We start from the raw sequence: 22,375 nt of genomic DNA, 5'->3' as shown, positions 1-22,375 counted from the left end.
GAGATGATTAACAGTGTTATTCGATTCTCAAATTGAAAAACAATTAGTAGACATTGGTTTCGATAGAATGACCATGGAAGAAAAGAACCAACTCATTACAACACTGGCAAGAAAAGAGGGGGCGGTTCTCTCACGTATTACAGATGAGTATATTTTAAATCATCATAAGAAGTTGAAGAGTGCTATTTTGTCAGAGAAGTGCGATGAGGTTATTGTAACAGGATTCAAATCTACGAATGGGCACACGTATAGAATGAAAGGCGATGACCAAATTAACTTCATAGGGCAGGCTCATGAGTTAATCTTCTTTGATAAAGAAACTGAGACAGTACCTTGGCTAACAGAAGATGCTGACTACGTTATACACCCACGAGAAGAGTGGTTAAATCAAGTATATAGAGAAGCATTTATGCATAAAAAAGCTCAACTATTTAAGTATAGTGAACGGAAGAAAAAGATTGCAGATGCTAAAACTCATGCAGAAATTGTTGCTGTAACTTGGGATGAACTACCAAAGAAAGAAGAGAAGAAAGAAGTAACATTAGAGAAAGTAGGTGACGGTACAGTTGAATAACAATATGAATATGAATGTTGATGTTACTAGAGTAATTGATAACTTAAGTAGTAAGGTCGCAGAATTAACTAGGGACAACGCTGTTAAAGACGCAGTTATCTTTTCACAGCAACAAGAAATTGAAGAATTAAAGAATAGCAAGAACTAAGCGAGATATAGGAGACCCTGCAATCATTAATATCCATTAATAGATAAAGAGATGGTTATTATAAAACGGAAGGGTGTTATGATTTGAAGTTCGAAAACTTAAATGAGGTATCTGTTATTTTTGCAGGCGGTATGACAGGATTAACAGCATTACTTGGAGGATGGGATAAACCATTACAGGTAATTTTTGCTTGTGTCATCATAGATATTGTAACAGGTATGATAAAGGGATGGAGAGATAAAAACTTCTCTAGCCAAAGAATGAGAGAAGGATTTTCAACAAAAGTTGGATACTTCATTGTAATTATGTTAGCTACACTCTTTGATGGGTTAATGCCAGAGACTGCGCCAGTACTTAGAACAGGTGCTGTATGGTTCTATATCTTCGTAGAGGGAGTATCTGTACTCGAAAACTTAGCTTCTTTAGGAGTTCCAATCCCTCAAGGATTCGTTGATAGACTGTCACAGGTTAAGGGTAGAGGCGGAGACCGCGCTACTTTTAAAGATGGAAAATTTGATTCGATAGATGAGACGGAAAAGAAGAACTAATAAAAGAGCGGTTTTATTACGAATAAGGGTTAGTAGTAGTAGTTCGACAAACCAGTAACCCTGCCTCATTACATATGGGAAAACCCAAGCGCAAACTACAGTGAGCGTTGTAAGCTGTTAGGTTGAACAAAAGATTTGCATAATATCGAAAAGTTTGATGGTATGTGTTGACGCATGCCATCTTTTTTGATATTATTTAATTAAGCAAAAGATTTGCAAACAAGGAGGATACACAATTATGACAAAAATTAAATTAGATTCACTTCAAGTAGCTCAAGAGGGTGTTCGAAAAATTCGTGAATACGTTAATGCTCCACAAGGGAATATTGAAATTTACGAACCAACTCTAGTTGACGCAAATGCAATCATCGATTTGCAGAACGCAAAGGGAATGGGCTTAGAAAATGACAAAATTATCTTCGATGGAATGACAATGATGAAAGATGTATTCCCATTACTAACGAATATTGATGTTAGTGGAATGTCAGATGAGGAAATTAATAAGACTATTGATAATCCTTCAGTCCATCTGTTGATTGCACAAAATGTAGTAGCTCAAATTATCTCAGAGATTAATAAGCTTTATGCTGAAAATATGAAGTCTGAAATCATAAGCGCGGATAGCATCTTGGCTCAATCAGAATTAATCAATTCTATCCCTTCAGCATTATTAAATCATGCTAATTATAATCCAAAGGTAAAAGAAAACTTAGACAAGATTGAACAGGCTACAAAAGACATTGAGAATCTCGCTAAAACAGAATTATTGAGCAGAGAAGAAAAATTAAAAAATGCAGAATCAACTATTACTCAAACAGCAGATACAATTCAATTAAAAACTGGGAAAACAGAGCATGAGGTAGCAGACGGTGCGGAAGTTTGATAGCGTCTCTGCTCTCCATGCTCATTTAAAACGTTCTATTATCGATACTATACAGAATCAGATTACAAACATCTGCATTAAGGTTGTGCAGGAGAATGTAAAGAAGAATGTTTATGATACGTATATGCCTAAAGGTGAATACGCTTATGATAGAACATTCGAGCTACTAAACAGTGTAACCATTGACAATCTAAAGATTGGAACTAAATTCGCTACATTTGAAATTATCATGGATACTGATAAAATCAATGCCTACAACAGAAATGGAGCTTTCGGTGGAGTTGGATGGAACGCCCATGCTGACGTTTCGTATACAGAAGATACTAGTGAATACATTCCAATGTGGATTGAAGAAGGTACAAGTGGTTCTTTATGGGATAGAGATGGCGCTCATTATATGGAGAAATCTTATCATAAATTAGATGCTGACATCCCTAAAGAGTTAGCAATGGCTCTTCGTAGAGAAGGATGGGACGTAAAGGTATTTTAGGAATTTAGGAGGCTATCATACTACTCAAGAATAGAGGTGTATTGATGGCTCAGAAAAGAGTTTATAAACGTTATTTTACAAAAGATAAGTTGGATAAGGTTAATAAGAAGAGTGTTAAAGCTTATGAAAAATATCTTCGTTCTAACATTATCAAAAATAAAGATGTAAAGGAAACAACATACAAGGTTTACCAGAATTATTTCAATCAATTTCTTGTTTATTTGGAAGAAGAATGGGAGAATATTTTCATTCATGATGAAGAATATATGGAAAACGCTGTAGATATTATGGAAGGGTACATTGGCTTCTGTCAAGATACGCTTGGGAACAATAAGAAAGTAATTAATACAAAGCTTTCTGCTGTATCTAGCTACTACTTATGGGCTATGAAGCGCGGTATTATCGAGGCTCACCCATTTGATAGAAAGCTAGATAGAATGAAAGGTGCTAACGATGAGAAACTTATTAATCACTACTTCTTAACTCAAGAGCAGATTGATATTGTGACAAAGCATCTTCATGAAGATTACCAGAAAGAAAAGGGAAGAAAGTTTGATATTCAAGACCTATTAATCTGGCACATTATGATTGAAAGTGGAAATCGAAACGGAGCTATCTCTAAGCTTACGTGGTCTAGCCTAGATTCTGAGAATATGATGTTCTTAGATATCAGAGAGAAGCGTGGGAAGAGGGTAGAGGTTGCTTTTGAAGAAGGCTCTGCTAAGTTGCTAGAAGAGTGGAAAGAGAAACGTAAATCAATGGACAATCTAGAATGTGATGGAATTTTCCTTGTCAAGAAAGATGGAGAATATAGAAAGATGTCTCAGACTTCAATCTATATGAGAGTTAGAAAGATTGGTACAATCTTAGGATTGCCAGACTTACATCCTCACTGTCTTCGTAAAACAGCAGGAAATAGAATTGTTGATGAGACAGGCGATTTAACACTGGCTCAAGAATTCCTTAATCACTCTGATGTATCCACGACCCAAAAACATTACGTTAAGCCTAAATCTAAGGCTGAGATTCGTGATAAGCTAAAGCAGGTTAGAAAACAAAATAGGGAGGAATAACACCCTCCCTTAAACAAAAGTATTGCGAAGAAGGGAAGGTGTTAGCTTAGTGGCGAATAAAATAGGAATTGAAGTCGGTGTCGAATTCCCTACGGTTGGAGAACTACAGGCTCAATTAGCTCAGAAATGGGCAAAAGTTAAAAATGGTTTCGAAGGCAAGATTAACATCGATATTGATGGTAATAGCCTAAAAAGTGCAAGAGCTAAAATTAAATCAGCGTTAAAAGAGGATGCCTTTGAAATTAAATTAAAGGCAGATGTTAGCGATGCTTTAAAGGCTATAAATACTTTCCACAGAGAATTAAAACAACTTGACCAAGAGTTAACCAAGAAGCGTGAATTAAAAATTGATGTTAAAGGCATTGATTTAGACGCTCCTCTAAAAGAAGTTCTTAGCGATGCCAAACGAATGAATGATGCCATGGATAGCCTCAAGTCTAAGACTAAGGGAGAAACACAGGCGTTAAAAGAGCAAGCAGGGGAATGGACGAAGATTAGTAACTTGTCTCGACAGGTTAGAAATCAAGATGGTAGTGTTACAACATTAAAAACAAAGGTTGTAACAGAGAATGTTGGCTCTGGTGTATCTAAAACAACGACTAACAAGCCAGATGGTACGCAAGACGTTAAAGTTGTCGAAGATAAAATGCGAGCGATGAAAGAAATCGAGGGCGTTACTAGAAGAATCCATCAGATTGAAATGGAACAAGTAAATGCTCAAGGGAAGCACTTCCAACTCCTTGAAAGAGAAAGAGGAATTCAGAAAGAGCAATTGGAGATGCTTCAATACGAGTATAGATTGAGATATGCTCAGAATGCTACTGATAACAACTCGCTAAAAGAGCTTAAGCGTCAGCAAGAATTGGCTTTAGAGGCAAAAACTATATTAGCTTTAAAGCAACAAGAAAAACAAGCTAATAATGAAATTGCGCAGGCTGTATCAAAAGTCGCTCAATTAGAGGCTAAGAAAAACTCTCTTGCTGTACAAATGGTTAATGCGACAGAGAAAGAAAAAGCTTCTCTTCAAGAACTGTATGGTCATTATGAAAAGGCTCAAAATAAGATTAAAGAAAAACATAGTCTTCAAGAGAAAATGAACTCTTCTCAAAAAGATGAGATGGACAATCTTAGAACAATTGGTATGCTACAGGTTCAACAAGCGGAAGCTAAGAAGCAAGCATTAGCTGATGCTAAGAGACTTACTGAAGAAGAGAGAAAAACTAAGCAAGAGCAAAAAGAAGCACTAGCTGTTATGAAAGCAGACCTTCAAGATGTGCATCGCTTAAAGATGAAGATTGCAGAACTAGACACTAGAAAGAATATGGGTGGTCTAGGTGTTGCGGAAAATTCTCAATTAAGAGCATTGCGCGAACAGCTTGTACTTGCCGAACGAAACCAACAGGCAAACAGACAAATGTTTGAAAGTGTTCAGCTTGTTACTCGTGAAATGCAGAAGCAATTAACTGAAGCAGGCAAGATTAATCAGCAGGAGATGGAACGTAGCCAAATTACAGCCAAACATAAAGCTGAACAAGATGCGGTCACCTCTAAACTTAAAGAATATGAAGCTGTGGTAAGAAATATTAATCAGCTAAGTAGAGATTTAGCTTTTGCAGGAACAAGAGAAAGAGCTGAAATTGAGAGAGCGTTATCAGGCGAAAGAGCAAAGGCAGACGCGATTAAGACATCATTGTCAGCCCAGAACTCTCTAGTTCAAGAACGAATGAGAGAAATTCACGCCATTGAACAGGCTCAAACTGCTCAGCAAAGATTAAATCGTCTTCGTTCAGAAGCTAGAGAGAAAGATAGAATGAGCAACGATGCTCATGGCGTTGTCGATTTCTATTCTACATACGCGAACTTTGAACAAGGTATCCGAGCTGTCTTAGAACCTATGAGAGAGCTTGATGAAGCATTTATCGGTGTATCTAAGGTTGCACAGGCTTCAGAAGAAGATTTAAAAAACTTTAAAGATACAGCGTTTGACGTTGGTTCTACTCTCGGTGTAACTGCTTCTGATTATATGAAGGCTGTAGAAACTTGGGTAACATCTGGTGAAACATTTATAAAAGCACAAGAAAAGGCGAAGGTATCACTAATCGGTTCTTTCGTAGGTAACTTAAAACCAGATGACATGGTTAAGTACATGGAAGTTCCTTTGCTTGCATTTAGAAAGCAAGGTCTTGAAACGAATGACGTAATTAACGTAATGAACGAAACTGCCAATAACCACGCCATTGAAATGGATGACCTCGGTAAAGCTTACGTTCGTTCTGCGAATACTGCAAAAGATACTGGTATCGATTTCGGATACTTAACAGGTATGATTACAGGAGCGCAGGAAGCTACTCGTAAGGGTGGAGAACGTATTGGTACAGGTATTAAAACGATTGCTATGAATATGACAAATATCACTTCTCAGTTGACTCCAGATACCCAAAAGAAATTTGCTTGGTTCAAACAAATAGGGGTAGACTTTAAAGATTCTAATGGTCAGATGCGTGAAGGTAACGAAATCTTAGGAGACCTAGTTAAGAAGTGGGGTTCTCTTTCTCAAGAACAGAAGGGTACTGCTAAATTCTACCTAGCAGGTAAAGAGCATGCCGAAATTCTTGGCGGTATCATTGACCAGTGGGAGCGAGTTGAAGAGGTTTCAAGAGAAACAAACGAACAGTTTGGGAAAGGTACGAATGGTTCTGCGTACTTAGAGCATGCGAAACAAGCATCATCTCTTAAATTTAAAATGGTAGAACTTAAGAACGCTTGGATGGAGTTAATGAATAATATCGGAAACTCTACAGGCTTAACAGGATTAGTCGATGCAGTAACTGTAGCACTTCAAAAACTTGCAGATGTGGCAACGAATGAAAAATTCATGGAAGCATTAAAATTCACTGCATTTGCTGTTGGTATCCATGCTATGAGCAATGGAATGAGACAGTTAACTGATGCTATGAAAACTGGTGCAAGTGGTATTATGAGAGATTTATCTCAAGTAGGTAACTACTTTGGAACTCTTACAGGAAAAATTGGCGAAGCAACAAATGCACAGCGGAGATTTAATCAAGAGGCAAGGATTTCTACAATCGACATCAATAACGGTGGGACAAGAAATGCTACTACTGGTGGCAGGAATAATAATAGTGGAAATAATAATGCTAATAACGCTAACAACGGTAATGCTGAAAGAAATAATAGCGCGAGAAATGCTACACAAAGTTTAAGCAATACAGGCGCAGTCCTAGAAGGAACAAGTAATAAGATTTCTGCTGTAGGTAAGGGTATCGGCAAGTTGCTCGGTATGATTCCGTTAGTTGGTGATGCTTTACTATTACTAGATTTCGTTGGAGTCCCTGTGTTTGATAATATGGGCAAGGCTTATGACAATCTGTTTAAGAGTTCTGAAAAACAGGCTTTAGAGTACGAACAGTCTGTTAAGAAGTTCGAATCAACAAACTTCATCATAAATGGAATGATTGAGAAGACTCAAGCTAACCTTGATAAGTTGCAAGCGAAAATAGACGAATCTAAGAAAGTTGATAAAGACCCTAATCAAGAAGGTACTCAAGCATGGCTAGAACAGGATGAGTTCGTCAAGATTAAAGATGAGATAGAGAAGCAAGGTCAAGACCTTGGAATAGATATCAAGCTTACAGTAAATAGCTATGAAGAAATACAAGCTAAGTTAGACGAGTTAAAGAAAAAGAAAGATGAATTAGCTCAAAAATCTACTGTTGAAATTGCATCTCAATTAACAGGTGATTGGGATAAACTTGAAAAGTCTAAGCAAACAATTGCAGAGTTAAAAGGCGAGCAAGACGTAGTAAAGGGCAAGATGGATGAAATCCAAGGCGCTATGCGGAAGCTTGGTAACACACCAGAAGATGAGGCTCAACGTACTCGTTTACAAGCGACTCTTAAAACTCTACAATCTGAATATGATGGATTGGGTAAAAAAATCAACAGTGCAGGTAAAGAGCATGATACTGCACAGCATTCTATCAATGCGTCTGCAGAGGCTCTATTAAAACAGGGTAAAAATATGAAAGCCTCAAACTTAACTGCAGATGAAGTTAAGGTTATCTACCCTGCTATGATTGCCAAATATAGAGAGATGAGAGATTCTTCTGATAAATTGGCAGGCGTTCAGAAGAAAGTTGCTGAGGGTCACAAACTGTCTGCTGAAGAAATGAACCTTCTTAGTGGAGAGCTTCAACAGTATGCAGGTGTAGCACCAGAGAAAATTGCGGCTGACAAAGCATTGCAAAAAGAAATTGGAAATAATATTGATGCTAAGCTAAAAGAAAAAGGTACAACAATCGACACTGCCAAAGAAGCTATCAATGCTATTGGTGAACGTGTAGGCGCAGAAGAAAACGTTACAGGTGTAGTTGAAGGAACTGGTCGAGCATCGAAAGATACAGAAGGTAAAGTTAAAGACTTGAATGGAGCATACAAAGATATTCCTGCAAAGGTTGTAACTAGTGTTGTTGCTGAAGGTCTGGACTGGGTGATTGAAAAGGCTAAATCGGCTAAGAGTTGGTTGGACAAAGTTGCAGGAAGTGGAACTGGTGCAAAAGTTGACTCGTCTGTATCGGCTACTCCAGAGCAAGGTAAGTCTTCAAGCGTAGCGAATGTTTCTTCTAGCCGAAGCTCTTCTATAAGTGCCAATGGAGTTCCAGTAAAAGGCGTTGGCAGAAGTGTATCTGGTGTTTCTAAGTATAATTCGGATAGAGATTATAACTCTTCAAATGAAAATGCTACGGTGAGTGAGTCTGTTTGGCGTTATTGGGGGCAAGAAATGTATAGAGGTGCGAGCATTGAAAAAGAGCTAAAAAACCTTACTATCGCCATCAATGAAGCGAAGGACGACCAGTCGAAGCTTATCCCGCTCTACAAACAACAGCAAGCTCTTTTGAAAAAACAAGTGTCTCATAATGAAATTTTGTCTTACTACAAAGATAAAGAGTTGGATGAAGTCCTTAACAAACTTAGTGATTATGGATTTTGGGTAGATACAGATACCAATAACATTAACAATCTGTATCATGCTAAAGACCTTAAAGGAGAATCTGCCCAAAAAGCAGAGGAATTGCTAAATAGATGGAAATCCCTTTATACCGAAATAGGTGGGTTACAGGATACCATTGCTAACTTAAATTCTAACGTCAAAGGTCTTGATGATACTATCGAGAAAGCTAAAATTACAGAAGAGCTAAAAAAACTTGAGCCTACAATGAAGAGGGTAGATGCAATTCTTACGAAAGTAACGAATTCAGATGCTATAACTTCTAGAAAACTTGGTTTCGTTGGCTCGCAGGATAAGGAACTTGCCTTACATCTTAATGCAAGAGCTTTAAATGAATCTAAGCAGAACATGTCTGAATTGATTAATGAGTTTAATCGCCTATCTACTATGTCAGTACAATTCAAGGAGAATGGCTCTCAAATTCAATCTCAGCTACAGAAAGTTAGTTCTGCAATTCTGGCTCAGGCAGATGCTGTTATAAAGTATCGTCAAGCGATGAACGATATTGAAATTAGTCGTATCACCGAAGATATGAACAAATTCAATTCTGCAATCGATGAAAATAATACTAAGATTGATAATGTTGTAAAGAACTTACAAGATGGTCTTTTAAGCAGAACTGGAGTTGGAGACTTATACAGTTCCAATATTACTGAGCTTGACCTATCTAGAGATAATAGACTCCAGCAAATGGCTATAGAACGTATTAATCTTGAAAAAGAAGTTCAAGAGGCGTTAGAAGGATATGCTAAGAAAAACGTTGAGAGAACAGAGTGGGTTGCTAATTCTATATTAGATATCAATAAACAAATGTACAATCAGCTTTTAGGCTTAGAATATGCTTACAAGAACGGTCAAGACTTATCGATGTCAAGAGTGTCATCTTCAGTGTTGGGAGATATGGGTGATATCAATAAGATTGATGCAGGATATGGTACTTTTGTAGCAGGACAACTTACAAAGTATATTAAAGAAGTTCAGAAAGAGCAGTCGGCACTTCTAAAAGAATATGAACACAATCTCGCTTCAGCTCTAAATCCAGATGAAAAAGACTCTCTAACTAATAAATATATTATCGACAGCATGAAGCTACAAGAGAAGTATCTGAGAGCGAACATCCAAGGTAACAATGAGGCAATTGAAGAATTGAATCGTCAGTTACAGGATACAAGCTTAACAGATGACCAAGTTGAAAAAATTAAACAGCAAATTTCTACTTATGAAAAGGATAATGTAGGCGCTCAAAATAGCATTAAAGATTCTATTAAGAAGCGATTCGAATTTGAATTTAGCCTACTTAGTAAAGCTGTTAAAGAGTACGATAAGGCATCTGCTAGTCTGGATTACCTCACAAGCATTGTTAACTTACTAGATAAGAATAATACAACAACAAAGGGTACTATTCTAGGTGAACAGCTTAACGTGGAGCGAAATAAGAATGCTGAAATTAAGAAGTCCCTAAACTACTTAAATCAACAGCTTGGTCTGTATGAGAAAGGAAGTTTCGAGTGGAATCTAATCAATGCACAAGTTGAGCAATACAATAAGCAACTTAACGATAGTAATAAAGAACTGCTTCAGATTAACAAGAATATTATGGATAACTCATTCAATAATATCACTAACAAGATGGAGAAAGAGTTGTTCGGAGGGAAGACCCAGAAAGCTTGGAAACAACATCAAGAGCTGTGGATAGAAGGATTAGAACGAGAAATTGCATTAGAGAAAATGTATAAGAGAATGGCTGACCTTGGAACTTCTATTAACGAGGATAAACTAGCTCTTCTTGATAAACAAGAGAAACTAAGCAAGTTCGAAATGGACTATCTAAATAAACAGCTTGATATCGTCGAGCTTCAGAATAAGATTAATAATCTTAACCAAGAGAAGAAAGTTCAGACATTAAAGCAGAACGAATTTGGTCAATGGGATTGGGTTTATGAAGCCGACCAAAAGGAACTTGATAAAGCGAAAGAAGACCTTGAAAAAGCCAAACTAGAACTTCAGAAAATGGAAGAAAAGGCGAGAGAGGATTACTTGAGCCAATTAGATAAGATTCTTTCTAATGCTAAAGACGGAGATTACGAAACTGTTAAAGAGTTTGAAAATGCAATTAAAGAACTTGGCGATGCATTCGAATCTATCTTGGGAGACTTCCCACAAATCCAATCAGATTACGTAAAAGAGTTAGTTGATGCGTATTCTAAATACATCAAAGGTAACGAAGATGTGTTATCTAAATTGCCAGTAGAAGACATTATGAAGCCTATTTCTAATGACTTTAACAAGGAATTGAAAAAGACATTCACTGAAATCAGCAGTGAGCTAGGAAAGGTGTTCGCGGATGCATTGCTGTCTCGATTACCAAATACGTTTAATGCACAGGCAGTATCTAGAAGTGTTGCGAGTTCGCCAACTCAAATCACTATCGATAATATTGAATTCCCTAACATTAAGACTGCTGATGGAATTAAGGATGCGATTCTATCTCTTCCACAAATCGCTTTACAAAAGAGCAAGAATAAACTATAATTGATGCTTAAGGGAGCTTAATCACTCCCTTTAAGCAAAAGTATTGCAGAGAAAGGGTGTTTAAATGGCAGAGGTTCAAGAGATTCAACCATTTTTACAAAGAATAGAACCGTTTGATGCAACCAAAGGTACAAGTGTTTACTTCACATATACTGGTAGTCAACAGTCGATGGTTAACAATCTTCATATTTACGACAAGAATACAGGTATGGCTGTATACGACCATGAGTGGAGTAGCTTTGAGCGAGTTCATCATATACCAGACGGAGCATTACAAAACGGTAAGAAATATGTAGCGAAAATCAGAGTAAAATTCTCCGATTCAACATACTCTCCTTATTCACAAGAAGTAGTGTTTGCGACAGTCAAGACTCCTATTCTTGACATTGATAATATCGATGGTCTAGGGCATGTATATAATGCTAATGTAACTTTCATAGCCAAGTATTCACAGGCGAATGGTGAAGCTGTAAAGAATTATAGATTCATCCTGTATGATGAGCATGAAGATGTAATTGAGAAATTCCCTTTAAGAATACCCATAGATTCTCCAAATCGATTAACGGAAACAGTAACTGGATTAGAGAAAAGTAAAGGATACTTTATAGAATGTATCGTAGAGACTACGAATGGATTTGTCCACTCACACAGAGAGAGGTTTATCCCTTTATACATCGTTCCGTCTATTAACGGTGTCATATCTACCAGAAACGATTCTGAAGAAGGATTTATTAGAATTGCATCCAACTTAAAACAGATTCTTGGTACGCAAGTAGAAGGTACTCCACAAGTAGATGATGATGGTATGGATAGTAATAACTATGAGTATATCGACAATGATTGGATTGTCGTTCCAAAAGAAAGACCAATCATGTTTAAAGGATTAGGAATGAATCGCGCCTCAGACTTCGTTATGAAGGTTTGGTGCAAAGATATTCCAAACGACACTATGTTTATGGAGATGAGTCAAAAAGGCACTAAAAATGACCTCCCTATACAACTATGGAAGTATAAGGATAGAGTTCTTGCTATCAAAGAATATAAGGGGGTCAAAGCAAGATATTGTTCAAATATCGTGACAATCCCTAAGGGAACTGCTTTTATGCTTTATGTAAAAGTAATAGAACATAGAATCGATTTAGAATTAAAGATTTTATAAGAGAGGTGATAATGTGATTATTGGATACAACTTCTTCAATTATGAACATGGTGGGACTATATTTGATACTCCAGTGTGTACAGATATGATGGATGAGTTAAATATTAATGAAGGTACATACGATGAAATCTATATCGACTTAAACACGCAAATCGCGAATGATACAGCGAAGCCATTCATGTGGACACTGACTACTATCATGGATTCCAAGTTTACAGGAGACTTAGATGCAGGCTCTATTGGTGCAGAAGGATTTAAAGTAACTCACATTCAGTTGTATCGCTCTGTGTATGGAAGTAATAAGTGGGATTTAGTCGCACAATTTGATTATAACAAAGAGTACAATGTGTACAATTACGTTGATAGATACGTCCAGAATGGGGCTACATACCAGTACGCAATTGTCCCAGTAGCAAATGAAGTTATTGGAGATATGCTTAAATCAGACCAGATTAAGTCGGAGTACGAAGGTATTTTCCTAACGGATAGAAAAGAAAATAAGAGACTTGAATATGATATCTCATTAGGGGATGTAACATATAACCAAGCATCTAGTGTAAATCAGCCTATTAATGGTGCATATCCAATTGTAACATTTGGCAATAGTAATTACAGAAGCGGTAACTTATCAACACTACCATTGTCTAGAGAAACAATTGCTATGGCAGGTGGAGGGATTGATAAGTTAGCAGAGCAAATCAATCGTCAAGACTGGCTTGATTTCTTAAATAACCATAAAGCAAAAGTATTGCGGATGGATAGCGGAGTTCTTATTCTGGTGGCTACACAAAATGTTTCATCTCAGCATAAGGAAGGCGCTTTAAGAGATTTGGCATCAGTAACCTTTGACTACACAGAAATTGGCGAATTAAACTTTAGTAATATGCTTAAGAATGATTTGATTTCAACTGCTGAATTAGGAAAGTTTACATTTGATGATGAGGGGGAAATCATTAGTGCAATCTAGCAATTATATTCAAGGTAATATCGTTATGAATAATCAAGATGTTCATAGTAAGATAGTCGAATATGCGAACTTGCATTTACAATCCATTAGAAGGCTTCATATCACAGTAGAGGTGATTGATAAAAACGATAGGGTTATTGAGACTATTCAAGGCTTGTCGACAGGTGGAAATATTAATATTGAGGGCGGTAGCCTAATTAGACGGACAGGCTCTCTGTCCTTCGTCCTCTTTGACTCTCTGTTGCCAAGAAAACAAAGTCTCTTATGGATGACGAATAAAATTCGTGTTTATGCAGGTATCGAAAATTTGGCAACACAAGACAATACGGTTACACACTTCTGCTTGGGAACATTCTTTATTACAGAGCCTAGCATTAGCATTGGGAACGACAGTCGTTCAATAACAATAGACTTACAGGATTATATGATGAAATGGGAAGACTCTCCTTTAGAGAATAAGGTTGTCATTCCTGCAGGAACTCCTATTCATATTGCAATGAGTATGGTATTGAATCAGAATGGAGAGTTTAATACATCTATAGAATGGACAGACCTTACAGTTCCCTATGCGCTAGAATTTAATGAAGGTCAAAATGTTGTAGATATTATTACAAAAATAAGAGACTTGTATATGGACTGGGAAGCATTCTACGATGTGAGCGGAAAGTTCATTTTTAGAAAGATGAAAATCCAGAAAAAGGGCGGAGAGCCTATCATGTGGAACTTCTCAGATGAAGGGGATTTGATTACAAGTTTCTCTGAGACATTTTCATATAAAAGTGTAAAAAACAAAGTCATTGTAGTTGGTCAAGTAAATAGTGAAACTGGTATTACGCCCAAAGCAGACTCGTCTATTACCAACAAAGAATCTCCTTTCCATGAAGATGAAATAGGTCTAAGAAAGATGGTTGTATCTGATGGAAACTATAGCCTACCAGAACAATGTCAATCTCGCGCTAGATTTGAATTATTTAAGAATAGTAATATGCAAGAAAAGTTGAATATTGATTCGTTGCCTATCTATTACTTAGATGCAAATAATGTTATTCTTGTAACTAATCATGCCACGAAAGAACTTGAAGAATATCTAGTAGAATCAATTTCTATTGGTCTAGGAGTTAGCGATACGATGCAGATAGGCTGTCATAAGATGTATTATGATATCGCTTTTGATGGGGAAGATGCTTCTGAGAAGTACAAGGAAGCTATCGAACTAGTTATCGACGGTATTGAAAACAAAGGTTGGCTCTCATTAGGAGAAAAAAGAATTAAAGACTTCTATGGATTAGAAGGAAATAAATCTAAAATAGTTATAAGATTTGAACATCAATCAGTAGGTGGCACGACAGCATATGTAACTGGATACTTAGGATTTGATATCCAAACCTTGACTATTGACCTAGCAGATTTCGGCACAGGAGTAGGAGAGAGTGGGGATAATGAATTGGGTAAAGGCGACCATAATGACCGTATTCTCGGTCACGAAATGGTTCATGCTGTTATGAATAATGCATTTGGCATGGATAAAACGATGTATATGCAAGAATGGTTTAAAGAGGGTTCTGGTGAGTTTATCCATGGTGCTGATGAACGATTAAAGACTATTATCGTTGAGGGCGGTAAAATTTCCGACACGAGACTGAATGCCTTAATTGCAAGAGCTACAAGGCTGTTGAATGGCGGACAATGGGAGAGCTTATCAGATGATTATGGAGCAGGATACATTATCATGAAGTATTTAGATAAGAATCTTTCTAGCGGTAAAACTATGAAGGATATTATGAAGCACATAAAGGACTCTGATAAGAAGGGTTATAAGGCAAACGAATTAATTAAAGATGCTATTGTGGCTCATACACCATTTGGTACATTTACAGACTTTGTAAATAACTTCTCTGCTAATGCAGTTAACTATGTGAAGACAGGCGTATCGTTAAATCTAACAGGTGATGAATTAGATACTGGTTCAATCGGTGGCTCAGACCATCGCGGAACAGTTCCATTAAATGCTGAAGATATTTTCAAAAATAGTGAAGCAAATGGTATCATATCTTATGGATTCTCTATCGAATTTGACCGTCCATAAATTTAAAACAAAAGTATTGCAATAACCTCCAAAATATGATATCATTGTAATAGACATTTGAACGGTGTCGTATGGAGGTTATTAAACAAAAGATTTGCAGAAAGGATGAGATATCTTGGCTAATAGAAGTCAATTTCCAAGTAAAGTAGATTCATTTGTCGAGCTTTATGACATGCCTCCTAGTAAGTTTAATCAAGCTAAGCGATATCAAGAATTAAAGCTTAAGCCTACGTTAAATCAGACGGAGCAAAATGAATTAAATGGTTTAACAACTCAATTAAATAGCTATATCATTACTCCAGAAACATGGAATAAGATGGCTGATTGTATCGTCAACGTAGAAACGTTCTTTAAAGATAAGGTAGATGGATACATCAATACGAAACAGGCAGAATGGGCTACATACGTAAATGATTTTGTTCACAAAGGTGTGTACAGTGCATCTGTAGCATATAAGTTCCAAAATATGGTTACGTATAATGGCGACCTATACCTATGTACGAAGAATACACCTGCAGGTACAGTTCCAACAAACACTGGCTACTGGCAGAAGATTTCTACGAAAGGTGATAAGGGGGATGTGGGATTAAATACCTATTACCGAGGACAATACAGTGCAACTGCTACTTATAAAGTAGGGGATGCAGTATCTTATCAAGGAAACTTATTCTATTGCTCTACGGATACAACAGCAGGTAAAGCGCCTACTGATTCGGCATATTGGTTCTTATTTGATAGATTTATTGCAAGTAAGACTGCTCCTACTGTTAAGCAAGAGGGTTTGATGTGGATTGAAATTATTGACTAAAGAGGTGATGTGAGGTGGATAAAAACCTGCAGACTAGCCTGATAGATGCTATTCAAATCATGGTAGATGAGGCGGTTAAGAGTACATCTTACACATCTTCTCATGTTGGTCTTGTTAAGAAGTTAATGGGATTTGATTGCATTGTTGAGCTATATGGAAATGATACAACGTGTAAAGTTCCAGAACATCTCCATACACAAATTGGTGTAGGAGATATTGTAATCGTACAAGACCTGTACAATAATAGCGTTCAAAAATTCGTACAGAGTAAGATTGGTGCGAAGCAATGATAAAGGATATTCAACAAAGCCTGTTAGAAACGGTTCAAATTCTAGCAGGTGAAAGACTTAAAAATGTAAACTTTACAAAGTCATATACTGGCATTGTAAGAGATGTAAAAGGTCTTCGATGTATTGTTGAAGTTCTTGGCAGTGAATCTGAATGTATCATACCTTACAATCTAGTTTCATTTATCGATGTAGATGATATCGTAATCGTACAGGACATTGGGAATAATAACGCTCAGAAGATTGTGCAAGGAGTAATCTCATCTCTTCATAAAGATATGTTTCATATCTATGACCCTATTGAGGATAGAATCGTAAGTTCTATAGAGCAATTATGGGACGAAGAATTGCAAAAGCCAATCAACGTAATATTAGAAATTGAGTAAGAAAGGAGAATGATAGGCTTGGTGATTAAAAAGTCTAAAGCTAATATTCATAATGGGACAAGCTATGATACGCTCCATTATGAAACGCAAGCGGAACAAGTTAAAATCATGGGTGCTAGTGGCATTACATCGGATTTTAATGAAATGTTCCTTACAGGGAAGCTCATTCAAGGAGTAAACCTAAATACAGTTAAAGAAAATGGATTGTACCGAGTTAAAGGCTGTACAAATGCTCCATCTGGAATGGTAGCCACAACTGTTTATCTTATGAGAGTAGACGCTGTAGATACAGTTGTTTTACAAACATTTTACGACCATGCAGGGAATGATACTCATCAAAGAGCAATTGTAGGCTCTACAGTTAGTCCATGGAGTGCAGGCGGTAAGAAAACAAACGATGCAATCGCTACAATTAATGCAAATATCGGCTCAATAGCAAACTTAAAAACTTCTGATAAGAATAGCGTTGTAAACGCAGTTAATGAGGTTCAAACAGAAGTCGATATGGCTCTAAAGAAAGCATCAGACAATGCTTCAGCCATCTCTCAGTTAAATAAAGATATTACTAATCATAATCATGATGGCACTTACGTTAAGCTAACTGGTGGCACAGTAACTGGCAATATTTCTATGGCTAATAATAAATCTTTCTCTGGCAAGAATACAGGTGGCGCAGAGATAAACATTGGTAGAATTAGCACAGCAAATGCGGTTATTATTGGTGATACAAATGCTCAAACGGTTATTCATACTAGCACTAAGAAGACTCTAAAGTTCTATGATGGTACAGATGAGCATTCTGTTTGGCACACAGGGAATGTTGGTCATATGAGTGGCTTAGATGCTGATAAGCTAGATGGTATTCACGCTAGTCAATTTGCTAGGGTTGATGCAGAGCCTAACTTCCAAAAGAATCTTGTTATGACAGATGGCAAAGACATTATACTTCGTGCGCCTGCAGGCTCTATGAATTCGGGAGACCTTATATTTGCAGAAGGTGGAAACGGTGAGATTGGTCGTGTATTCGTTGATAATACTGGTACTCTAGTTCTTCGCTCTCAATTCTATGGAGATATGAGGGTTCGAGGGGATGGGGTTATTACATCTGATTATGGAATTGAATTTAATAGTAAGAACAAGGAGACAAGAGTTCATTTCAAAGCGAATGATAGTGATGTTGGTATGGGATTCTACATGAATAACAATTCAAAGCAAATGGGATTGTATGATTGGCAACATGATAGATACTTCTTCACAGCAAATAGAAATGAAAGCTCTATCGAATTCAATAACCAGATTAAAATACAAGGCAAAAGACTTCACATTCGAGGGGATGCTCCAACTTATGCTACCTATGGTGATATTTGGATTCAAGTGTAGAGAGGGAGTGTTAGCGTGAGTAATATCAAGAGATGGAGCGGTTCTGAATGGTACGATGCAAGCGTGAAATCATGGAATGGTTCTAGTTGGCAGGATGCTAAAGTTTATAAATGGGATGGCTCTGGATGGTCTAATATGACTTCTCAGACGTATACAAAAACGTGGGGCTGTACATTTACTCAAACTTATCGTGAAGCAGGGACAAAGCGTACCGACTATCGTAGTGAAAAGATTTGTCAAGGTCGATATGTTTATGAACCTTGGGGGATTATGCGTTCTTTAATTGGATTTGATGATGGAGCTAGAATTCGGAATGAATTACAAGGGGCGCGCATTGATAAGGTAGAGCTATATTTGCAGAATGAGCATTGGTACTATTACGCAGGTGGTACTGTAGTTGCAGGATTTCACAATCACTCTAGTAAGCCAAATACATTCAGCCATTCAGAATACGGTAAAGCTTATCAGAAATTTTATGATAGAGGAACTGCAGGATGGGTTAACCTTCCAGTAGCTCTGGGTTATGGAATTCGAGATGGCTATTACAAGGGTGTTAGTATATTTGCTAATACTGGAGCAGGAGAATACTACGGTATTTTCAATGGGTATGGCGATTGGGGTGCGCCTCAGTTAAAAATCACTTATACAAAATAGATTATTAAACAAAAGTATTGCGGAAATATCGGTAGGGAGAGCTAATTTAAAACGAGTTTCTTCCTATTATATATAAAACAAAAAAATAAGAGCTTGCCAAAAGGCAAGAAAAGGAGAGTATTTATGACAGTATTTAATGTAAGCAACATCGGTGGAGTACCTTTTGAAACGAAGATTATTCCTGCAAGTAATAACAATAGACCTCAGTATCCTATGAGTCCTAAGTATATTACGGTTCACACAACTGAAAATACAGAAAAAGGTGCAGATGCTAGAGCGCATGCGAACTACTTAGTTAACGGTGGAGACGGAAAGTCTTGGCATTTCACAGTAGATAGTAATCGTATCGTTCAACATTTACCGATTAATGAAAATGGTTGGCATGCAGGAGACGGTAATAGTGGAACAGGTAACCGTCAATCAATTGGTATCGAAACTGCTGAAAATTCAGATGGGAACTTTGAGAAAACATTAGCAAACGTTGCTAAATTAGTTAAGTTCTTAATGGGACAAACTGGTATCGGAATTGGAAATGTAGTACCTCACCAACGTTGGTCTGGTAAATATTGCCCACGACCAATCTTAAATCGTGCAGGTGGATTCGAAGGATTTAAAAACATGGTTCAAGGTAGTAATGGTTCTGGTGGCGGTAATACAATCGCTCCTCCAACTAATAATGGAGATGCAGGAACAGAAGGTCTAGGTATCGTTTATATCACTGGAACAAACGTAAATCTACGTAAGACTCCAAGTACAAGCGGTGAAGTAATTCGTAAATTAAACGCTCCAGAAAGCTATGTTGTATGGGCTGAACAAGACGGTTGGTTAAATGTTGGTAATTCATGGGTGTATGGAGACCCTAGCTACACTCGTTTTGCACGTAGACAAACTAGCAATGTAGGGAAATTAGTTGTAGTAGACGCTCCAGAGTTATGGGTTTACTCAGCTCCAGATTGGAATGCAAAAGAAAAAACTGTTCCGAAGGGTGAAGCATTTACAATCCTTGAAGAATTAACAGTTAACGGTTCTAAGATGTACAGATGTAAGTATTTCTACATTACTGCAAGTCCTGCTTACGTTCACGTTAAGTAATAAAACTTAGATTTTATTAATCTATTGGTTCGGATGTAGCTAACGCTATGTTCGAACCTTTTAAATGAAAGAAAAGATAAGGAGATATATAAACAATGACAGAATTTTTTAACACTTTACAGCTAATAGGAGGATTAATATTAAGTTTCGGATATATTCCTCAAATCATTAAATTCATTCGTACAAAATCGGTAGACGACTTTAGTGTAACCTATCTAGGCGGAATCTGTTTAGGTGTAGCATTTATGGAGGCTTATGCCATTTATATGTGGTTCGTTCTTCATACAGCAGGAGCATTTATGATTACAAATACGATTGCATTAACTTTATGTTCGATTGAATTTTCATTGCTATTAAAATATCGTAAGCGCAAATAGAAAGGAAGATTCCTTTGAAACAAGGTGACGTAGTATTTCTACAAGGCAAAAGCTTTATATCAAAAGCTGTACGATTCTTCGATAAGGGAACATTTAGTCATGTAGCAATCGCCATGTCTGATACTCATATATTAGAGGCGGATTTTGATACAAGAGTTTCTATAGTCCCATTCGATAAGGAACAATATAATATAATAGAAGTAATTGATTTAGAGCTTAATAAAGAAGAGAGAAGTAGGGTAGTAGATATAGGCACGAAAATGGTTGGTAAAAAATACGATTATATGCAAATTATCTGGTATATGATTAGCAAGTTATTAAGATTAAAGGGTAAGAATAAATTCAATAATCCTAATAATTACATATGTTCCGAACTAGTATTTGTCGTATTGGAAGAGGCAGGCACTTTAAAAGAGCTTTCTCTTAGAGGCGGAACTCGTGGAATAGATATGACCCCAAACCAACTATACGATTTTATAAAATACGTAAAGAAATTTAAAGAAAATAATAGCCAATCCCACTCTTAATGTGGGTTGGCTATTTCATTTTATATTCTTATCAACCACCATGGTCTCCATGTTCCATCATCATAATAGTAGGAGATGCAGGCTTACTATCATTATTAGACTGAACGCCCACAATCATAGTTAAAGCTGTTAAAATTCCCATTAAGCCCAATGCTACTTTTTTCATTTTAAAGACTCCCTTTCCTTAATTTTTTGTCTCGTTTTTGAAGCTAGATAGAAGTATTCACTAGATTTAGTATGGTTGCCTTCTTCATAGAATTTAACAGCCATATACTCTTGGCTCTCTTCTATATACTCATATAGTGATTCGCTTTCAAAGTAAGATATTCCTTCAATTGCAACCTTCTCTAACTCATCACCAGACATATTCGAGATAAGACATCTTAAGATTGCGAACAAGTGCTTATATTCTGCATTACCTAATTCAACACAAATACTATATCCTTTATCAGCTAAGTCCTTTGCAACATCAAGTTCATCTAATTTGTAATGCTCTCTAGCCTGCAGGAATAAAGCTTTATGATGTCTAGGATTATGAGTAGTCACTTCTAACAAGTATCTAATTGCCAGTGAAGATAAGTTTTGGCTAGAGTACATATACCCTAAGTTATGTCTCACCATTAGAGTGTACTTTTCCTCACCATGCTTGCTGAAAATATCCATAGCTTTAATAAGATGTTCCTCTGATAAAGCCCATTCTCTTAGCTTTGTACAAGCAGTTCCAAGAAGGTTCTCACAGAATCCAACGTTTCGTTCATAGCTTTCATGCTGTTCAAAGATTTCTTTTGCTTTGTTAACATACTTAATTGATTGGAGTGATTCGTAGATGTCATAGTGGAAAGCGCCTAATTTGTAGTAGAACTCAGCTTTTTCAATCTCATCTGGAACTAATTCAAGAAGAGATTCAGCTTTGTCAAAGTGTTCTTTTGCTATCATGTAGTTACCAATACCAGAAGCATGAATAGCCTTAAAGAAGTGATAGTAATAAGTTAAAAAGTTGTTCGTTGGAATCTCAAACTCTTCAACCTTATCAAAGCTGTTAACAGAGACTCCTAGATTGTCTAAAATGTACTGGAATCGAAAGTCTAAGAGAGAGTAATACAATAGTAGAGTTTGGTCTTTTTCTATACTATCAATCTTTTTATCAATCTCTTCTTTCAATCTATGAGCTTGACCAATTCGTCTGGCACGAATTTCAATGTACCATTCGTTTAATAACTGCGTAATCTTTTCGTTTCCTTTGACTGGGACGTTCATAGTATCCTCCTTCATCCATATATATATGTCATGTTTCTTCCTATTATATAGTAGGGGAATGAAGTGGAAGTGAAATAGCCTTATTTTTCAATATTATTCAGAATATTAAGAAAAATAA

20 protein-coding genes are annotated in these 22,375 nt (G+C 36.7%); 18 read left to right on the top strand and 2 right to left on the bottom strand.

From position 1 onward, the window contains the following. Positions 1-13: 13 nt before the first annotated feature. The 18 genes from MHH42_RS31645 to MHH42_RS31560 all read left to right on the top strand — a co-directional run bounded on the left by MHH42_RS31645 (position 14) and on the right by MHH42_RS31560 (position 21,000). Positions 14-574, top strand: a complete 561-nt coding sequence (locus MHH42_RS31645; protein ID WP_340895670.1) for a DUF4376 domain-containing protein — start codon at positions 14-16, stop codon at positions 572-574. Continuing rightward, on the top strand, positions 555-722 hold the full coding sequence (locus MHH42_RS31640) for a hypothetical protein (RefSeq protein ID WP_179871717.1): 168 nt from the start codon (positions 555-557) through the stop codon (positions 720-722). Before MHH42_RS31645 ends, MHH42_RS31640 begins: the two co-directional genes overlap by 20 nt. Positions 723-805: 83 nt before the next feature. Further along, the gene (locus MHH42_RS31635; protein ID WP_340895666.1) at positions 806-1,270 is read left to right on the top strand and encodes a phage holin family protein; all 465 of its coding nucleotides are present in this window, start codon (positions 806-808) and stop codon (positions 1,268-1,270) included. 238 nt (positions 1,271-1,508) lie between these two features. Then, complete coding sequence (locus MHH42_RS31630) at positions 1,509-2,153, top strand: hypothetical protein (RefSeq protein WP_340895665.1); 645 nt, start codon at positions 1,509-1,511, stop codon at positions 2,151-2,153. Beyond that, complete coding sequence (locus MHH42_RS31625; protein ID WP_098126429.1) at positions 2,140-2,643, top strand: hypothetical protein; 504 nt, start codon at positions 2,140-2,142, stop codon at positions 2,641-2,643. Before MHH42_RS31630 ends, MHH42_RS31625 begins: the two co-directional genes overlap by 14 nt. A gap of 44 nt (positions 2,644-2,687) precedes the next feature. Further along, a complete protein-coding gene (locus tag MHH42_RS31620; RefSeq protein ID WP_340895663.1) occupies positions 2,688-3,716 on the top strand; it encodes a site-specific integrase in 1,029 nt (342 codons plus the stop codon). A 49-nt stretch (positions 3,717-3,765) separates the two neighbouring features. Further along, positions 3,766-11,277: a phage tail tape measure protein gene (locus MHH42_RS31615; protein ID WP_340895661.1), complete on the top strand. Its 7,512-nt coding sequence runs from the start codon at positions 3,766-3,768 to the stop codon at positions 11,275-11,277. A gap of 64 nt (positions 11,278-11,341) precedes the next feature. Continuing rightward, entirely contained in the window at positions 11,342-12,436 is a 1,095-nt protein-coding gene (locus MHH42_RS31610; RefSeq protein ID WP_340895660.1) for a hypothetical protein, read from the top strand. A gap of 13 nt (positions 12,437-12,449) precedes the next feature. Further along, positions 12,450-13,403 carry a hypothetical protein gene (locus tag MHH42_RS31605; protein ID WP_340895658.1) on the top strand — a complete coding sequence of 318 codons (954 nt, stop codon included), beginning with the start codon at positions 12,450-12,452 and terminating at the stop codon, positions 13,401-13,403. Continuing rightward, on the top strand, positions 13,393-15,489 hold the full coding sequence (locus MHH42_RS31600) for a DUF5048 domain-containing protein (RefSeq protein WP_340895656.1): 2,097 nt from the start codon (positions 13,393-13,395) through the stop codon (positions 15,487-15,489). Before MHH42_RS31605 ends, MHH42_RS31600 begins: the two co-directional genes overlap by 11 nt. A gap of 115 nt (positions 15,490-15,604) precedes the next feature. Next, positions 15,605-16,297 carry a hypothetical protein gene (locus MHH42_RS31595; protein ID WP_016085028.1) on the top strand — a complete coding sequence of 231 codons (693 nt, stop codon included), beginning with the start codon at positions 15,605-15,607 and terminating at the stop codon, positions 16,295-16,297. Positions 16,298-16,311: 14 nt separating this feature from the next. Then, positions 16,312-16,587, top strand: coding sequence for a hypothetical protein (locus tag MHH42_RS31590; RefSeq protein WP_098126436.1), 276 nt, complete (start codon positions 16,312-16,314; stop codon positions 16,585-16,587). Further along, positions 16,584-16,970 (top strand): hypothetical protein, encoded by a 387-nt coding sequence (locus tag MHH42_RS31585; RefSeq protein ID WP_016085026.1) that lies wholly within the window; start codon positions 16,584-16,586, stop codon positions 16,968-16,970. The genes MHH42_RS31590 and MHH42_RS31585 overlap by 4 nt, the downstream gene beginning before the upstream one ends. A gap of 21 nt (positions 16,971-16,991) precedes the next feature. After that, positions 16,992-18,350, top strand: coding sequence for a pyocin knob domain-containing protein (locus tag MHH42_RS31580; protein ID WP_340895685.1), 1,359 nt, complete (start codon positions 16,992-16,994; stop codon positions 18,348-18,350). 15 nt (positions 18,351-18,365) lie between these two features. After that, positions 18,366-19,004: a hypothetical protein gene (locus MHH42_RS31575; RefSeq protein WP_340895651.1), complete on the top strand. Its 639-nt coding sequence runs from the start codon at positions 18,366-18,368 to the stop codon at positions 19,002-19,004. Positions 19,005-19,127: 123 nt separating this feature from the next. Continuing rightward, positions 19,128-20,096 (top strand): N-acetylmuramoyl-L-alanine amidase, encoded by a 969-nt coding sequence (locus MHH42_RS31570; RefSeq protein ID WP_340895650.1) that lies wholly within the window; start codon positions 19,128-19,130, stop codon positions 20,094-20,096. Between the two features lie 95 nt (positions 20,097-20,191). Continuing rightward, on the top strand, positions 20,192-20,473 hold the full coding sequence (locus MHH42_RS31565; RefSeq protein ID WP_016085022.1) for a PQ-loop domain-containing transporter: 282 nt from the start codon (positions 20,192-20,194) through the stop codon (positions 20,471-20,473). 14 nt (positions 20,474-20,487) lie between these two features. After that, positions 20,488-21,000, top strand: a complete 513-nt coding sequence (locus MHH42_RS31560) for a YiiX/YebB-like N1pC/P60 family cysteine hydrolase (RefSeq protein ID WP_340895649.1) — start codon at positions 20,488-20,490, stop codon at positions 20,998-21,000. A gap of 31 nt (positions 21,001-21,031) precedes the next feature. On the opposite strand, the gene MHH42_RS31555 is transcribed toward MHH42_RS31560, so the two are convergent. Further along, positions 21,032-21,166 (bottom strand): hypothetical protein, encoded by a 135-nt coding sequence (locus MHH42_RS31555; RefSeq protein WP_340895647.1) that lies wholly within the window; start codon positions 21,164-21,166, stop codon positions 21,032-21,034. Next, a complete protein-coding gene (locus MHH42_RS31550) occupies positions 21,163-22,257 on the bottom strand; it encodes a Rap family tetratricopeptide repeat protein (RefSeq protein ID WP_340895645.1) in 1,095 nt (364 codons plus the stop codon). Before MHH42_RS31550 ends, MHH42_RS31555 begins: the two co-directional genes overlap by 4 nt. Positions 22,258-22,375: the final 118 nt, after the last annotated feature.

The organism is Bacillus sp. FSL L8-0099 (assembly GCF_038006385.1).
Classification (GTDB): Bacteria; Bacillota; Bacilli; order Bacillales; family Bacillaceae_G; genus Bacillus_A; species Bacillus_A toyonensis.
Note: the sequence above shows the minus strand (reverse complement) of the source record. Positions and strands in the feature narration are given on the sequence as shown.

Bases quoted from the DNA above. Each gene is read 5' to 3' on its own strand.
- MHH42_RS31630 (WP_340895665.1), top strand. From the start codon at position 1,509: ATGACAAAAATTAAATTAGATTCACTTCAAGTAGCTCAAGAGGGTGTT.
- MHH42_RS31620 (WP_340895663.1), top strand. From the start codon at position 2,688: ATGGCTCAGAAAAGAGTTTATAAACGTTATTTTACAAAAGATAAGTTG.
- MHH42_RS31610 (WP_340895660.1), top strand. From the start codon at position 11,342: ATGGCAGAGGTTCAAGAGATTCAACCATTTTTACAAAGAATAGAACCG.
- MHH42_RS31585 (WP_016085026.1), top strand. From the start codon at position 16,584: ATGATAAAGGATATTCAACAAAGCCTGTTAGAAACGGTTCAAATTCTA.
- MHH42_RS31570 (WP_340895650.1), top strand. From the start codon at position 19,128: ATGACAGTATTTAATGTAAGCAACATCGGTGGAGTACCTTTTGAAACG.
- MHH42_RS31565 (WP_016085022.1), top strand. From the start codon at position 20,192: ATGACAGAATTTTTTAACACTTTACAGCTAATAGGAGGATTAATATTA.
- MHH42_RS31555 (WP_340895647.1), bottom strand. From the start codon at position 21,166: ATGAAAAAAGTAGCATTGGGCTTAATGGGAATTTTAACAGCTTTAACT.
- MHH42_RS31550 (WP_340895645.1), bottom strand. From the start codon at position 22,257: ATGAACGTCCCAGTCAAAGGAAACGAAAAGATTACGCAGTTATTAAAC.